The organism is Pseudomonas sp. P8_229, assembly GCF_034008635.1.
Lineage (GTDB): Bacteria > Pseudomonadota > Gammaproteobacteria > Pseudomonadales > Pseudomonadaceae > Aquipseudomonas.
The window spans coordinates 2300181-2316326 of the sequence record NZ_CP125378.1; the positions used below are offsets into that span (position 1 = coordinate 2300181).

Sequence of the window (16146 nt, forward strand, 5' to 3'; positions counted from 1 at the left end):
GCTCGCGAAGGCATCAGTCCAGACACCACAACATGTCAAACCTCACTCACCGGCACCCGCACCACCAGACTCGTGCCCTCCCCCGGCTCACTCTCAAGCAGCAAGCGCCCGCCCATGATCAGCACGCGCTCGCGCATGCCCACCAGGCCAAAGGAAGTCGGCCGATCGGTGGCGGCGACGAAACCTACGCCATCATCACTGACCGTCAGACACAATTCATCGCCTTCCAGCACCAGCGTCAGTTCCACAGTATGCGCCTGGGCATGGCGCATCACATTGGTCAGCGCCTCCTGCAAAATCCGGAACAGCCCGATCGCCTTGGCATCGCTGAGCGCCGGCAGATTGTCCGGCACCTGCACCAGACACGGAATCTGCGTACGCGCTTCAAACCGCCGTGCCTGCCACTCAATCGCCGAGGCGATCCCGGCATCGAGAATCGGCGGACGCAGCGCCGTCGCCACGTCGCGCACCAGCTGAAACAACTGGGCGATCAGGCGTTTCATGCTGTTCAACCGCTCGTTCAGCCCCGGGTCGAGTTGCGCATAGGCCAGCTCGCACATCGAGGTTTCCAGTTTCAGCACCGTGAGCATTTGCCCCAGCTCATCGTGCACTTCCCGGGCAATGCGCGCCTTCTCTTCTTCACGCACGCTCTCAAGGTGCGCCGACAGCTCGCGCAGTTGCTCGCGGGACGCGGCCAGTTCCAGTTCGATGCGCTTGCTTTCGCTGATGTCCCAGACAATACCGTCCCAGACATAGGCACCGTCCTCCAGTTGCCGGGTGATCGCCTTGATCTCGGCCCAGCGCTGTTCACCCTGACGGGTGAGGATACGGCCCTGCCACGACCAGTCGCTGTCGGTGTCCAGCGCTTGATCCTGGGTCTGGTGATAACTGGCCTTGTCGTCGGGGTGCACCAGACTGCGCAGGCCCATGTCACGGTGCGCGATGGCGGCCGGTGCGTAACCGACCAGGCTCTCGCTGCCCTCACTGATGTAGGCGAAATCGATCTGCCCGGTCACCGGCGCGCGTTCGAGGCGGAACACCAGCCCCGGCACGTTGGCGGCGATGCCCTGCAGGCGCGCTTCACTTTCCTGCAAGGCGGCCAGCGCGCGGCGGCGCTCGGTGACGTCGGTGAGATAAACCACCAGGTACTCGCTGTCGCGAAACCGCAGGAAACTCAGCGAGACGTCCGCCGGCAGGACGCTGCCATTGGCGCGCACGCAACTGGTTTCAAAGCTCAGCGGCCCTTCTTCACTGGCCCGTGCGCGTTTCCACAGGTTGAGCCAGCGGTCCATGTGCAGGCCGGGTTCGAAATCGATCAGCGGTCGTTCGATGAGCGCGCCCTGTGGATAACCGAGCATGCTTTCCGCCGCGCGGTTGGCGTAGCGCACATGGCTGTCCCAATTGACCCAGAGAATGCCGACGGTGCTTTGGTCGATGGAAAACTGCGTCAGGCGCAGAGCCTCTTCGCTGGCTGCGCGCAGCGCGATGTCTTCGCGCGCTGCCAGTAATCGATGTTCAAGGCTGTGCTGCTGACGCCGCTGCCACCAGACGATGGCGATGCAACTGAGCAGCAACACGGCAAACAGCAGGCTGAGGTTCTGCCAGAACCCCGGCGACTCCGACAGACGCGGATACTTGGGTTGCAGCCATTGCGTGTGCAGGCGCTCCAGATCCTTGGCCGGGATCGCCCGCAAGGCGCTTTCGACAATCGCGGCCAGCTCCGGCCAGTCGCGCCGCGTGGCGACCCGCAACAGTTGCGGCAGCCCGATATCACCGACCACCACCAACCCGGCGAACTCAGGTTCCGCGGACAACCGCCCGAGCTGCGCTTCATCTATCACGGCGTAGGACGCCTGCTGACTCAGCAGCAATTGCAGCGCCTGACGCTCCAGCGGCACACCCTGCAGATTCAGGTGAGGATAATTGCTGCGCAAATAATCGGCGGTGGCGCTGGGCATGCGCACGGCGACGCGGGCCAGGCTGTCGACTTTCTCCAGCTCCACCACACCGCTGCTCTTCTGGTCGCTGACCACCAGTTGCGGCACACGCATGTAAGGATCGGAAAACAACCACAGACGCAGTGCACCCGGGGTCTGGGTCAGGCCCGGGGCGATGTCGATTTCGCCGTCGCGGGCAGCCTCTTCCAGTTGCGCCAGATCCTGAAAGTTGCGCCAGCTCAGCTCGACGTTCAACGTCTTGGCCAGTGACTTCATCAGTTCGACGTTGGCCCCGGACAGTCGCTGCAGGCGCCGATCGTATTGCGCGTACGGCGCCTGCAGGACCAGACCGACGCGCAGCTCACGGTGCTGCGCCAGCCACTGCTGCTCGCTGAACGTCAACGACGCGCCGTGCGCTGCCGGCGCAGACGCCGCCCAGCCCATCAAGGGAAAACACAACCAGCCGATAACCCACAGGCAGCAAAAACGCATCATTGAAGTCTCGTACACTGACAAATTCTGACCAACCCATTAGGCTGCCGGGATACTTTTCTGGCCTGGAATAACCGATGCCCTCTGTCTACCGCCTGGCAATGCCAGCATTGTGCCTGTCGCTGATCCTGCCTTGTGCGTTTTCCGTCGAAGCTGCCGACCCGGCGCCCGCCTCCACGGCCGAGCAACCGGCCGCCGAAAAACCGGCTGAACGCCAGCCACTGCTTGAGCGTAGTCAGGAAGAGGCCGCGGCACTCGAACGCAAAGTCCCGGCGCAAGAGCAACAACAATTGCAGGCCGGCGCCGACACCTTCCTCGCGCTGTGGAAACCGGCCAACACCGCCGAGCCAAAAGGTGCGGTGATTATCGTCCCCGGCGCTGGCGAAACGGCTGACTGGCCGCAAGTCATCGGCCCGCTGCGACGCAAACTGCCCGACGTCGAGTGGAGCAGCCTGAGTATCACCTTGCCCGACCTGCAAAGCGATGCCATCGCACCGCGAGTGATTGCAGCCCCGGCAGCACCGAAAGTCCCTGAAAGCGGCAGCAAGGATTCCACCACCGCGCAACCGATCGAGCAGGCCGCAGGTGGTGAAGCGGACGTTGCAGATCAAGTGGTTGCCGAAACCAGCGAAGAGCAAGCCAAGGCTGACGCCGAACGTATCTTCGCCCGTATCGACGCCGCGATTGGCTACGCCGAACAGCAAAGTGCCCGGCACATCGTGGTGCTGGGGCACGGCACTGGCGCTTATTGGGCGGCGCGGTTTCTGAGCGAGCGGCAGACAGCCCAGGTGGAAAAATTCGTCATGGTCGACGCCCAGGCACCGGCCAAGGCCCAACCGCAACTGGCCGAGCTGACGCCGACATTGAAGCTGCCGACGGCCGACATTTTCTACATGGACAAGTCGCTGGACCGCAACGCAGCACTGGAGCGCATGCAGGCCAGCAAGCGCTTGAAGACCTCGGCATTCAGCCAGGTGGCGCTCAAGGCGTTGCCGGACAACAAGGCCGAGCAGGAACAACTGTTTCGTCGGGTTCGCGGTTGGTTGAATCCGCAGAAGACTGACTGACAGACCGAGTCGCCCCATTCGCGAGCAAGCCCGCTTCCACCCTGATCGAGTTCCACCAGTTGGAATGCGATCAGGGTGGAAGCGGGCTTGCTCGCGAAGAGGCCCTCATCAACAACTCATCTCTATCGATCAGCGAAAATCCCGCCGCGCCCGAATCAGGGTAAACGCGTTGTGCAGCTCGCGGGTTTTCTCGGTCGCCTCACGCACCTGTTCCGGCGTCGCACCGCTGCCGGCAATCTTGTCCGGATGATGACGGCTGAGCAGGCGCCGGTACGCTCGCTTGATCTGCGCCGGTTCGCTGGTTGCCGACACACCAAGCAGGCGCATCGCTTCCTGATAGCTCACCGCCGCACTGACAATAGGGCGCTTGTTCGGCTCGTAATCACTGGCCAGCGCCTGTATCTGGTGCGTTGTCCAACCCAGCCACTTGCCCCACTGCGCCAACAGTTCACGCTCACTGACGCCCGCGCGGCCGTCGGCCCAGACCATCCGCCAGCAGGCACGCAACACGCCTTCGGCCGCATGGGGCTGGGCACTCAGGCGCCGCAGATAACCGCGCAAGCGGTCACCGCCGGACTTGCCGCGATTGAACGCGGCGATCGCCCGACGCCGCGCCGGCTCGCTCATTTCCAGAGCGTTCATTTCATTGCGCGCCTGCTGGATATGGCCGTCCGTCACCCGTCCATCGCTCTTGGCCAGACGCCCGAGCAAGACGAACAGCAGTTCGTCGTTGCGCAGCATCGGCCGTCCACCAAGTTTTTCCCGCAGATGTCCCCAGCTCTGCAAATGCAGGCGCCGATCCAGCGCTTGCCCCAACAACGCCCCAAGCATGGCCCCCGGAATGCTGGCAATGGCAAAACCCGCTCCGGCTCCAATCAGAGTCCCTGGCCACAACATATCAACGACTCGCTTTTATCAATGCTTCAGCTTCGGCCAGACGCTCATGCGTACCGACATCGACCCAGTGACCCTTCAGGCGCTCGCCCGTGACCTGTCCTTCTGCCATCGCGTTGCGCAGCAGCGGCGCAAGCTTGAACGCGCCGTCCGTGCAGCCATCGAACAATTGCGGATGCAGGACCGCGATGCCGCTGTAGGTCAGGGTTGGCGCGTCCGGCTGGCCATCGATCACCTGACCGTTGGCCAAGGTGAAATCGCCGTTCGGGTGATGCGCCGGGTTGTCCGCCAGCACCAGGTGGGCCAGACCGTTGATCGGTTGATGCAGCACGCTGAAGTCATAGTCGGTCCAGATATCACCGTTGACCACCAAAAACGCGTCATCACCGAGCAACGGCAAGGCCCGGAAAATCCCGCCACCGGTTTCCAGCGGCTCGCCTTCCGGCGAGTACTGGATGCTCACGCCGTACTTCGAGCCGTCGCCCAGATAGTCCTCGATCTGCTGACCGAGCCAGGCATGGTTGATCACGACTTCGCTGAAACCGGCCGCCGCCAGCGCGCGCAGGTGATATTCGATCAATGGCACGCCGCCGGCACGCACCAGCGGTTTAGGGGTGGTCAGGGTCAGCGGGCGCATGCGCTCGCCCTTGCCTGCCGCCAGAATCATTGCCTTCATGCCGTCACTCCGCCACGCAGACTGGCGAACAACGCCTGCAGATCCGCCAGTTCAGGACGACGCGCGATCACCGCTTCTATATAGGCAAAGAAACGCGGCACGTCGGCCAGATAACGCGGCTTGCCATCGCGATGGCAGATGCGGGCAAAAATGCCGATGACTTTCAGGTGACGCTGCACGCCCATCAGGTCGCTGGCACGCAGGAAGTCTTCGAAGTCAGGCTGCACTGGAATGTTCAGCGCCGAGGCTTGCTCCCAGTAACGTTGCAGCCAGCCGCGCACGCGCTCTTCAGGCCAACTGAGGAAGGCGTCCTTGAACAGGCAGGTCACGTCGTAGGTCACCGGGCCGTAGACCGCATCCTGGAAATCCAGCACGCCGGGATTCGGCTCGCTGAGCATCAGGTTGCGCGGCATGTAGTCGCGGTGCACCAGCACTTTCGGTTGGGCCAGGGCGCTGTCGATCAACAGATCACTGATCTGCTGCCATTGTTGTTGCTGAGCCGCGTCGAACTCCACGCCGAGTTCACGTTTCACGTACCACTCGGGGAACAGTTCCAGCTCGCGACGCAGCAGCGCGACGTCGTAACTCGGCAGCGGTGCCACCATCGGCAATTGCTGAAAAGCCAGCAGAGCCTGCAGGGCATCGCTGAACAACGCGTCGGCATTTTCGCTGTCGATCACGTCCAGATAGGTCTTGTTGCCCAGGTCATTGAGCAAAAGAAATCCGCGTTCGAGGTCTTCGGCATAAATTTTCGGCACGTTAATTCCGGATTTCGCCAGCAAAAAGGCGATATCCACGAACGGTTTGCAGTTTTCCTGAGGGGGCGGCGCGTCCATCACGACGAAGCTGCGGCCCTCTCCTTCCCAGCGGAAATAACGCCGGAAACTCGCGTCACTGCTGGCCGCGGTCAACGTGGCCGGGGGCACGGTGCCCCAGCCCTGATCCGCAAACAGGATTGCCAACTGCTCATCGAGCCAAACTTTCAGGTGTTGCAAGCGTACATCTTGGTCAGGCATTGCAAGGGTCTCCGACGGCGCTAGCCGTCAAGCGGGTCATGCTTTATTATCCAGCATCTTTTTCAGACCATCGAGAGGCGTGCGGCCCACACCGCGGGCAGATGGCACGCAGGAAGCCCGGACTAATAAGATGGCATTGAAATCCCCCGCGTTTCGTAAAAAATTTCCGTTGTTGGTAACCGGCAGTCTGCTGGCTATGCAACCTCTGGCCAGTCAATTCGTTGTTGCCGCCGAGCAGTATGACTGCGCCGTCTCGGCAACGGGTGGCTGGGCGTGTGCGCCCAAGGCGCCGGCCGCTGCATTGCCGCCGCGTCCGGTGCATGACGGCAGCGCTGTCAGCGCCGCCGGCGAAGCCCCGGCCCAGAACGGTTCCACTTCCGACACCGGCGCCAAGCCTGTGCTGGTCACCGAAGCCAAGGGCCGCGGCCTGAAATCCCGTAGCGAAGACTACAGTCACCTCGACTGGGTTCCGCGCGAGAAGCTCACCGCCGCCCAATTGGCCGAGACCGGTCCTTACTGCTCTGGTTCCTATATCGAACCGATTCGTCCTGGCATGAATGACAAGACGAATAAAAGTGACGCACCGACCTTTATCGGCGCCAAGGCCTCGCGCTACAACACCGAAGATCAGGTGGGTACGCTGGCCGGCGACGTGGTGCTGCGTCAGGGCAGCATGCAGGTCGAGTCCGACGAGGCCAGCCTGTATCAGGCCGAGAGCCGCGCCGAACTCAACGGCGACGTACGCATCCGCGACAACGGCGCGCTGATCGTCGGCGACCACGCCGATGTGCAGCTCGACACCGGTGAAGCCAAGGTCGACAACGCCGAATACGTGATGCACAAATCGCGCATCCGCGGTAATGCGCTGTACGCCAAGCGCGCCGAAAACGCGATCATCCGCTTGAAGGACGGCACGTACACCACGTGCGAACCGAACAGCAACGCGTGGCAGCTCAAGGGCAACAACATCACCCTGAACCCGGCCACCGGCTTCGGTACCGCGACCAACGTGACGCTGCGGGTCAAGGACATTCCGATCCTGTACACGCCGTACATCTACTTCCCGATCGACGACCGTCGCCAGTCGGGCTTCCTGCCGCCGACCATCGGCACCGGCAGCGATACCGGCTTCACGCTGGTCACCCCGTACTACTTCAACCTGGCGCCAAACTACGACGCCACGTTGTACCCGCGTTACATGAGCAAGCGCGGCATGCTGGTCGAAGGCGAGTTCCGCTACCTGACCAAGACCAGCGAAGGTCAGTTCGGTGCGGCGTATCTGAACGACGAAGATACCGATCGCAGCAAGCAGACCGACTACGAAAAGAATCGCTACATGTACAACTGGCAGCACAAGGGTGGTCTCGACTCCCGTGTGATGACTCAGGTTGACTACACCAAGATCAGCGATCCGTACTATTTCCAGGACCTGACCACCGATCAGATCGGTGTGAAGAGCGCCGACTACGTGAATCAGCAGGGTTCGGTGACCTACCGTGGCGACAGCTATACCGCTCGCTTGAACGCTCAGCAGTACCAACTGGCTACTGTTTCGAACATCACGCCGTACGGTCGACTGCCGCAGATCACCTTCAATGGTCAACTGCCATATCACCCGGAAGGTTTGAACTTCGATTACGAGACCGAAATCGTCCGTTTCGATCGTGATCTGCAGAATGGCAACTTCGTAAATGAAGACGGCACTACTGCCCCGCGCCTCGATACCAATATTCAGGGTCTGGCGCGCGCCAACGGTGATCGCCTGAACCTGAAACCAGGTGTCAGCCTGCCGATGAACTGGACCTATGGCTTCCTCAAGCCATCGCTCAAGTACCAGTACACCCAGTACCAACTGGATCTGGACGGTACCGGCAAGTCGCAGATTGCTGCGCAAAACGCTGAGCAGAACAAACTCAACGGCACCTTCGACAGCAACCAGAGCCGTGGCGTACCGATCGCCAGCGTCGACAGCGGCCTGTACTTCGACCGCAACACGTCGTACTTCGGCAAGAACTATCGCCAGACCCTGGAACCGCGTCTGTTCTACCTGTATGTACCCAAGGTCGATCAGGAAGACATTCCGGTATTCGATACCAGTGAATACACCTTCAACTACGCGTCGCTGTTCCGTGACAACCGTTTCTCCGGCTCCGACCGTGTCGGCGACGAGAACAAGCTGTCGCTGGGTGTGACCAGCCGCTGGATCGAGGACGACGGTTTCGAGCGTCAACGCATCAGCGTCGGTCAGGCTTACTACTTCAAGGATCGTGAAGTACAACTGCCGGGCATCGCATTCAAGGATCGCAAAGACGCCCAGGCCGACGTATCGCCGTACGCACTGGAATACGAATACCGCTGGAACCGTGACTGGCGTACCACTGCCGACTACAACTGGGACCCGGACAGCCGCAGCCCGCGTTCCGGCAGCGCGATGTTCCACTACCAGCCTGAAGACAACCCGAACAAGGTGGTCAACGTCGGCTATCGCTATCGCAATGACCAGGTTCGTTTCGACCAGAACACCGGTAAATGGTCGGTGGGTGGCGGTGACTACGGCACCCCGGGTCAGCCTGGCTATGTGAAGGACTACTACAAGATCGAGCAGCACGACTTCTCGGTCATCTGGCCGATCGTTCCGCAGTGGAGCGCCATCAGCCGCTGGCAGTACGACTACAACCGCAACCGTACGCTGGAAGCCTTCGGTGGTTTCGAATACGACAACTGCTGCTGGAAACTGCGCCTGATCAACCGTTACTGGGTCAGCTATGACGAGTTCAGTCAGAACGCCCCGGAAAACGAAAAAGGCGACCACGGCGTCTTCCTCCAAATTGTTCTGAAGGGACTCGGCGGCCTGACTGGCGCCAAGGTAGAGAGCTTCCTCGACAAAGGCATCCAAGGTTATCGTCAACGTGAAGACCAAGCTTTCTGATTGTCTGCGCCCGCTGCTGCTGGGCGCGTTGTTCCTGGGTACTGCGGCCAACGCCGCAGTACAGTCCATCGATAAAGTGGTCGCGATCGTTGATAACGACGTGGTCATGCAGAGCCAGCTGGACCAGCGTGTCCACGAAGTTCAGCAGACCATTGCCAAGCGTGGCGGCGGCATGCCGCCTCCGGGCGTGCTGGATCAACAGGTGCTCGAACGCCTGATCGTCGAAAACCTGCAACTGCAGATCGGCGAGCGTTCCGGCATCCGCATTACCGATGAAGAGCTGAACCAGGCTGTCGGCACTATTGCCCAGCGCAACAACATGACCGTGGATCAATTCCGCGCTGCTCTGGCTCACGACGGTCTGAACTATGACGACGCTCGTGACCAGATCAAACGCGAAATGATCATCAGCCGTGTACGTCAGCGTCGCGTGGCAGAACGCATTCAGGTCTCCGAGCAGGAAGTGAAGAACTTCCTCGCTTCCGACCTGGGCAAGATGCAGCTGTCCGAAGAACTGCACCTGGCCAATATTCTGATCCCGACCCCGGAAAGCGCCAGCTCTGAAGCGATTCAGAGTGCCGCACGCCAGGCGATGGAGGTTTACCAGCAGCTCAAGCAAGGCGCTGACTTCGGCCAGATGGCCGTAGCCAAGTCCGGCAGCGACAACGCACTGGAAGGCGGCGACATGGGCTGGCGTAAAGCCGCGCAACTGCCACCACCGTTCGACCGCGAGTTGAGCAGCATGGCCGTTGGCGACATCACCCAACCTGCACGCACCCCGGGTGGTTTTATCATCCTTAAAGTGCTGGCAAAACGTGGTGGCGAAAGCCAGATGAGCGACGAAGTCCATGTACGCCACATTTTGGTCAAGCCAAGTCCGATTCGTGACGAAGCCAAGACCAAGGCACTGGTTCAATCGCTGTATGAGCGCATTCTGGCGGGCGAAGATTTTGCCACTCTGGCGAAAAGCTACTCCGAAGATCCGGGCTCGGCGCTCAACGGTGGTGATCTGACCTGGATCGATCCGAACGCACTGGTACCGGAATTCCGTGAAGTCATGAACAAGACCCCACAAGGTCAACTGTCCAAGCCATTCCAGACCCAATACGGCTGGCATGTTCTGGAAGTCCTTGGTCGTCGCGCTACCGACAGCACCGAAAAAGCCCGCGAGCAACAGGCAATGACTGTTCTACGTAACAAGAAATACGATGAAGAGCTGCAGAACTGGCTGCGTCAGATTCGTGAAGAAGCCTACGTAGAAATCAAACTCCCTGGCGCAGACCAGGCAGCGCAGTGAAACCCAAGCGTTTCGCGCTGACACCCGGCGAACCAGCCGGCATCGGTCCCGACCTGTGCCTGCTGCTCGCCTCGCAAGCCCAGCCACATCCCCTGATTGCCATCACCAGCCGCGACCTGCTCCTTGAGCGGGCCGCGCAGCTGGGGCTGGCTGTCAACTTGCTGGACGTCGGGCCGGGTCACTGGCCGGATGCTCCGGCGCCTGCCAACAGCCTTTACGTCTGGGATACGCCGCTCAGCGCCCCCGTGGTCGCCGGGCAACTGGACAAGGCCAACGCCGCGTTCGTCCTTGAAACCCTGACCCGCGCCGGCAACGGCTGCCTGAACGGCGATTTCGCCGGGATGATCACTGCGCCCGTACACAAGGGCGTGATCAACGAATCCGGCATCCCGTTCTCCGGGCACACGGAATTTCTCGCTGACCTGACCCACACCGCCCAAGTGGTGATGATGCTCGCCACCCGCGGTTTGCGCGTGGCACTGGTCACCACCCACCTGCCCCTGCGCGAGATTGCCGACGCAATCACACCAGAACGGCTGGAACGCGTGACGCGGATCCTGCACAGCGACCTGCAAAACAAATTCGGCATCGCCCAACCACGCATTCTGGTCTGCGGACTCAATCCGCACGCCGGTGAAGGCGGACACCTGGGCCATGAAGAAATCGACATCATTGAACCGACATTAGAGCGCCTGCGCGGCGAGGGTATGGACCTTCGTGGCCCGCTGCCTGCCGACACTCTGTTTACCCCCAAATATCTGGAGCACTGCGACGCAGTGCTGGCGATGTACCACGACCAGGGCCTGCCCGTGCTGAAGTACAAAGGCTTCGGCGCCGCAGTCAACGTGACCCTCGGCCTGCCGATCATCCGCACTTCGGTCGATCACGGCACCGCCCTGGATCTGGCCGGTAGCGGCAAGATCGACACCGGCAGCCTGCAGGTCGCCCTGGAAACCGCCTACCAGATGGCCGAGACCCGTTTATGACCGAGCAATACCAACACAAGGCGCGCAAACGCTTTGGCCAGAACTTTCTGCACGATGCCGGCGTCATCGACCGCATCCTGCGCTCCATCAGCGCCAAGCCTGACGACCGCCTGCTGGAAATCGGCCCCGGCCAGGGCGCACTGACCGCCGGCCTGCTCAACTCCGGCGCGCAACTCGACGTGGTGGAACTGGACAAGGACCTGATCCCGATCCTCAACCAGCAGTTCGCCGGCAAGAGCAACTTCAACCTGCACCAGGGCGACGCGCTGAAGTTCGACTTCAATACGCTGAATGCCGCACCGAACAGCCTGCGCGTGGTCGGCAACCTGCCGTACAACATCTCCACGCCATTGATTTTTCACCTGCTGAACAACGCCGGCATCATTCGCGACATGCACTTCATGTTGCAGAAGGAAGTGGTCGAGCGTCTGGCGGCGGGCCCGGGTGGCGGTGACTGGGGTCGCCTGTCGATCATGGTTCAGTACCACTGCCGCGTAGAGCACCTGTTCAACGTGGGGCCGGGCGCGTTCAACCCGCCGCCGAAAGTCGACTCGGCTATCGTCCGTCTGGTGCCGCACGCAGTACTGCCGCACCCGGCCAAGGATCATCGCCTGCTGGAACGCGTCGTTCGCGAAGCCTTCAACCAGCGCCGCAAGACCCTGCGCAATACCCTCAAGCAATTGATGACCGCCGCCGAGATCGAAGCCGCCGGTGTCGATGGCAGCCTGCGTCCCGAGCAACTGGACCTGGCCGCGTTCGTGCGCCTGGCCGACAAGCTCAGCGAACAAGCCCCCGCCGCCGACTGACAGGCGATGAACGCTATCGGGCAGGACGCCACTCTGGTTTACTGCCCGATACTTGCCTAGACTGATTCCCCATCAGCTACGCCTCGCGTTCCGCTTTGCTTAAGGCCCTTTTGCATGTCCGATCCTCGCTATCAGGTCGATGTCAGTGTCGTCACCCACTATCTGGCAGACCAATCGCAACCCGAGCACGACCGCTTCGCCTTCGCCTACACCATCACCGTGCAGAACAACGGCGAGCAGCCCGCGCGCCTGATGTCGCGACACTGGGTGATCACCGACGGTGACGGCCATGTCGAAGAGGTTCGCGGTGCAGGCGTCGTCGGCCAGCAACCGCTGATCGACGCCGGCAAAAGCCACACCTACAGCAGCGGTACGGTCATGACCACCAAGGTCGGCACCATGCAGGGCACCTACGAAATGGTCGCCACCGATGGCAAACATTTCGACGCAATCATCAAGCCCTTCCGCCTCGCCGTGCCCGGAGCCCTGCACTGATGACGACGTACGCCGTGGGCGATCTGCAAGGCTGCCTTGAACCGCTCAAGTGCCTGCTCAGGCAAGTGGCGTTCGACCCGGCGCACGATCGGCTCTGGCTGGTCGGCGATCTGGTCAACCGTGGCCCGCAATCGCTGGAGACCCTGCGTTTTCTCTATGGCATGCGCGACTCGCTGGTCTGCGTGCTCGGCAACCATGACCTGCACCTGCTGGCTGTCAGCAGGCACGTCGAGCGTCTGAAAAAGTCCGACACCCTGCGCGAGATCCTCGAAGCCCCCGACGGCCCTGCACTGCTTGAATGGCTGCGCCAGCAAAAGCTGGTGCACTACGATGAGCAGCGCGATGTCGTCATGGTCCACGCCGGCATCCCGCCGCAATGGTCGCTACGTCGCGCCTTGAAGTGCGCTGACGAAGTGGAAACGGCTTTGCGTGATGACAATCTGCTTCCGGTGTTTCTTGACGGCATGTACGGCAATGAACCCGCCAAATGGGACAACGATCTCAAAGGCGTCACCCGCCTGCGCGTGATCACCAACTATTTCACCCGTATGCGTTTCTGCACCGCCGACGGCAAGCTCGACCTCAAAAGCAAGGAAGGCCTCGATACCGCACCGCCAGGTTACAAACCGTGGTTCCAGCACAAAGAGCGCAAGACCCGCGGTCTGCGCATCATTTTCGGCCACTGGGCCGCGCTGGAAGGCGATGTCCACGAACCCGGCATCTCGGCACTGGACACCGGTTGTGTCTGGGGCGGCAGCCTGACCCTGATGAACGTCGACAGCGGCGAGCGCGTGTCGTGCAAATGCGATGAACACGGTGGCCTTGCACCAACCGTCGCACCACTTATCCCCGAAACGTCGCCAGTCAGCGCCCCGCGTTAGACTGCACATTCTGCCGAGCTACAGGAACCCGCCATGAGCGAATTCAAACGAATCCCCCCGGAACAGGCCCAGGCCCTGCGTGAGCAAGGTGCCGTGGTAGTCGATGTCCGCGACCCTGCGACTTTTGCCGCCCTGCATATCACTGGTTCGAAGCATCTGGACAACCACTCACTGCACGCTTTCATTCAAGGCGCCGATCTCGATGCACCGACTGTTGTCGTCTGCTACCACGGCAATTCCAGCCAGGGTGCGGCGGCCTACCTGATCAGTCAGGGCTTCTCCGACGTCTACAGCATGGACGGCGGCTTTGAGTTATGGCGTACGACTTATCCGTCGAAAACCGCGCAAGGCACCACCGAATAATTTTTTTGTCACGTGCAGGCCCCGGCTGCCGTGGGCCTGCGCGCGGCAGACGAACGGTCTGCCACACATAATTACGTATCTCGCCTTTACCTCCCGAATTCCCAACTATCCTTAAGCCCAGGCCATCCAAAACAGGGGAGAGCCGGTACACCGGCGCACGGGTCATCGGGAGTGACTTTCAAGGTTGTCGACCGCGAAAGTGTTCTGGGGGGTAAACAAGCGGCCACCGCGGCTGCTTGCCAGCATCGACTGAGTGATCCGGCGTCGGCTCCACGTATCGAGCGAGGTGACGTCATGAGTATCTTTAGCCACTTCCAACAACGCTTCGAGTCCACACGCCAGGAAGAACTCTCGCTGCAGGAGTACCTGGAGCTGTGCAAAAAGGACCGCAGCGCTTACGTTTCCGCCGCCGAGCGTCTATTGATGGCAATTGGCGAACCCGAGCTGCTCGACACATCGACCAACTCGCGGCTGTCGCGGATCTTCTCCAACAAGGTGATTCGTCGCTATCCGGCCTTTGAAGACTTCCACGGGATGGAAGAATGCATCGACCAGATCGTCTCGTATTTCCGCCATGCCGCCCAAGGCCTGGAAGAGAAGAAACAGATCCTCTATCTGCTCGGCCCCGTCGGTGGCGGTAAATCGTCGCTGGCCGAGAAGCTGAAACAGCTGATGGAAAAAGTGCCCTTCTACGCGATCAAGGGCTCACCGGTATTCGAATCCCCTCTGGGTCTGTTCAACGCCACCGAAGATGGCGCGATTCTCGAGGAAGACTTCGGCATCCCACGGCGCTACCTGAACACCATCATGTCGCCCTGGGCGACCAAACGCCTGGCCGAATTCGGCGGCGACATCAGCCAGTTCCGCGTGGTCAAGCTGTATCCGTCGATCCTCAACCAGATCGCCGTGGCCAAGACCGAACCGGGTGATGAGAACAACCAGGACATCTCGGCACTGGTCGGCAAGGTCGACATCCGCAAACTCGAGGAATACCCACAGAACGACGCCGACGCCTACAGCTACTCCGGTGCGCTGTGCCGGGCCAACCAGGGGCTGATGGAATTCGTCGAAATGTTCAAGGCACCGATCAAGGTGCTGCACCCGTTGCTGACCGCTACCCAGGAAGGCAACTACAACAGTACCGAAGGCCTGGGGGCGATTCCGTTTACCGGGATTCTGCTCGCTCACTCCAACGAATCGGAGTGGCACACCTTCCGTAACAACAAGAACAACGAAGCGTTCATCGACCGGATCTACATCGTCAAGGTGCCGTACTGCCTGCGGGTCAGCGACGAAGTGAAGATCTACGACAAGCTGCTGTTCAACAGCTCCCTGGCCAAGGCCCACTGCGCACCCGACACCCTGAAGATGCTGGCGCAGTTCACCGTGCTCTCACGCCTCAAGGAGCCGGAAAACTCCAATATCTATTCGAAAATGCGCGTCTACGACGGGGAAAACCTCAAGGACACCGATCCGAAGGCCAAATCGATCCAGGAATACCGCGACTCGGCCGGCGTCGACGAGGGCATGAACGGTCTGTCGACCCGCTTCGCGTTCAAGATCCTGTCCAAAGTGTTCAACTTCGATCCGCATGAAATCGCCGCCAACCCGGTGCACCTGCTCTATGTGCTGGAACAGCAGATCGAACAGGAACAGTTCCAGGCCGAGACCCGCGAACGCTACCTGCGCTACCTCAAGGAATACCTGGCACCGCGTTATATCGAATTCATCGGCAAGGAGATCCAGACCGCGTACCTGGAGTCTTACAGCGAGTACGGTCAGAACATCTTCGACCGCTACGTGCTGTATGCGGACTTCTGGATTCAGGATCAGGAATATCGCGATCCGGAAACCGGCGAGATTCTCAACCGCGTGGCATTGAACGAAGAACTGGAGAAAATCGAAAAACCGGCCGGCATCAGCAATCCGAAGGATTTTCGCAACGAAATCGTCAACTTCGTATTACGGGCCCGGGCCAACAACAACGGCAAGAACCCGACCTGGCTCAGCTACGAAAAACTGCGGGTGGTCATCGAGAAGAAAATGTTCTCGAACACCGAGGACCTGCTGCCAGTCATCAGCTTCAATGCCAAGGCCAGCAAAGAGGATCAACAGAAACACAACGACTTCGTTACTCGAATGGTCGAACGCGGCTACACCGACAAACAGGTACGACTGCTGTCCGAGTGGTATCTGCGGGTCAGAAAATCACAGTAAACCGCGGCCGGTCAGACCGGTTGTCGTCAGCCCGAGGCCTGTGCGCGAATTTTCTGCTACACAGGCCTCTGGAAGGTGTTCGCAAGTCGG

13 protein-coding genes are annotated in these 16146 nt (G+C 60.7%); 9 read left to right on the top strand and 4 right to left on the bottom strand.

The features are described 5' to 3' along the window. Positions 1 to 35 precede the first annotated feature (35 nt). Positions 36 to 2432, bottom strand: coding sequence for a PAS domain S-box protein (locus QMK55_RS10495; protein WP_320329132.1), 2397 nt, complete (start codon positions 2430 to 2432; stop codon positions 36 to 38). A gap of 74 nt (positions 2433 to 2506) precedes the next feature. Here QMK55_RS10495 and QMK55_RS10500 point away from each other — a divergent pair, with 74 nt between their 5' ends. Next, entirely contained in the window at positions 2507 to 3496 is a 990-nt protein-coding gene (locus tag QMK55_RS10500; RefSeq protein WP_102356223.1) for an alpha/beta hydrolase family protein, read from the top strand. Between the two features lie 129 nt (positions 3497 to 3625). Here QMK55_RS10500 and QMK55_RS10505 read toward each other — a convergent pair whose 3' ends face one another. From QMK55_RS10505 to QMK55_RS10515, 3 genes are read right to left on the bottom strand one after another with little or no spacing between them, the layout of a single operon-like run. Beyond that, a complete protein-coding gene (locus QMK55_RS10505) occupies positions 3626 to 4393 on the bottom strand; it encodes a TerB family tellurite resistance protein (RefSeq protein WP_102356224.1) in 768 nt (255 codons plus the stop codon). Between the two features lies 1 nt (position 4394). Further along, positions 4395 to 5066 (bottom strand): N-acetylmuramate alpha-1-phosphate uridylyltransferase MurU, encoded by a 672-nt coding sequence (murU, locus tag QMK55_RS10510; protein ID WP_102356225.1) that lies wholly within the window; start codon positions 5064 to 5066, stop codon positions 4395 to 4397. After that, entirely contained in the window at positions 5063 to 6082 is a 1020-nt protein-coding gene (locus QMK55_RS10515) for an aminoglycoside phosphotransferase family protein (RefSeq protein WP_102356226.1), read from the bottom strand. The genes murU and QMK55_RS10515 overlap by 4 nt, the downstream gene beginning before the upstream one ends. Positions 6083 to 6212: 130 nt before the next feature. Between QMK55_RS10515 and QMK55_RS10520 the strand changes: the two genes are divergently transcribed. The 8 genes from QMK55_RS10520 to QMK55_RS10555 all read left to right on the top strand — a co-directional run bounded on the left by QMK55_RS10520 (position 6213) and on the right by QMK55_RS10555 (position 16056). Continuing rightward, positions 6213 to 9011 carry an LPS-assembly protein LptD gene (locus QMK55_RS10520; RefSeq protein ID WP_102356227.1) on the top strand — a complete coding sequence of 933 codons (2799 nt, stop codon included), beginning with the start codon at positions 6213 to 6215 and terminating at the stop codon, positions 9009 to 9011. Further along, positions 8992 to 10308 carry a peptidylprolyl isomerase SurA gene (surA, locus tag QMK55_RS10525; protein ID WP_102356228.1) on the top strand — a complete coding sequence of 439 codons (1317 nt, stop codon included), beginning with the start codon at positions 8992 to 8994 and terminating at the stop codon, positions 10306 to 10308. Before QMK55_RS10520 ends, surA begins: the two co-directional genes overlap by 20 nt. Then, positions 10305 to 11294 carry a 4-hydroxythreonine-4-phosphate dehydrogenase PdxA gene (gene pdxA, locus QMK55_RS10530; RefSeq protein WP_320329133.1) on the top strand — a complete coding sequence of 330 codons (990 nt, stop codon included), beginning with the start codon at positions 10305 to 10307 and terminating at the stop codon, positions 11292 to 11294. The genes surA and pdxA overlap by 4 nt, the downstream gene beginning before the upstream one ends. Next, positions 11291 to 12100, top strand: coding sequence for a 16S rRNA (adenine(1518)-N(6)/adenine(1519)-N(6))-dimethyltransferase RsmA (gene rsmA, locus QMK55_RS10535; RefSeq protein ID WP_102356230.1), 810 nt, complete (start codon positions 11291 to 11293; stop codon positions 12098 to 12100). The genes pdxA and rsmA overlap by 4 nt, the downstream gene beginning before the upstream one ends. Before the next feature lie 114 nt (positions 12101 to 12214). Further along, positions 12215 to 12595 (top strand): Co2+/Mg2+ efflux protein ApaG, encoded by a 381-nt coding sequence (gene apaG, locus QMK55_RS10540; protein WP_102356231.1) that lies wholly within the window; start codon positions 12215 to 12217, stop codon positions 12593 to 12595. Continuing rightward, positions 12595 to 13476 (top strand): symmetrical bis(5'-nucleosyl)-tetraphosphatase, encoded by an 882-nt coding sequence (locus QMK55_RS10545; protein WP_102356232.1) that lies wholly within the window; start codon positions 12595 to 12597, stop codon positions 13474 to 13476. Before apaG ends, QMK55_RS10545 begins: the two co-directional genes overlap by 1 nt. 33 nt (positions 13477 to 13509) lie before the next feature. After that, positions 13510 to 13839 carry a thiosulfate sulfurtransferase GlpE gene (gene glpE / locus QMK55_RS10550; protein ID WP_102356233.1) on the top strand — a complete coding sequence of 110 codons (330 nt, stop codon included), beginning with the start codon at positions 13510 to 13512 and terminating at the stop codon, positions 13837 to 13839. A gap of 294 nt (positions 13840 to 14133) precedes the next feature. Next, entirely contained in the window at positions 14134 to 16056 is a 1923-nt protein-coding gene (locus QMK55_RS10555; RefSeq protein ID WP_003228848.1) for a PrkA family serine protein kinase, read from the top strand. Positions 16057 to 16146 lie beyond the last annotated feature (90 nt).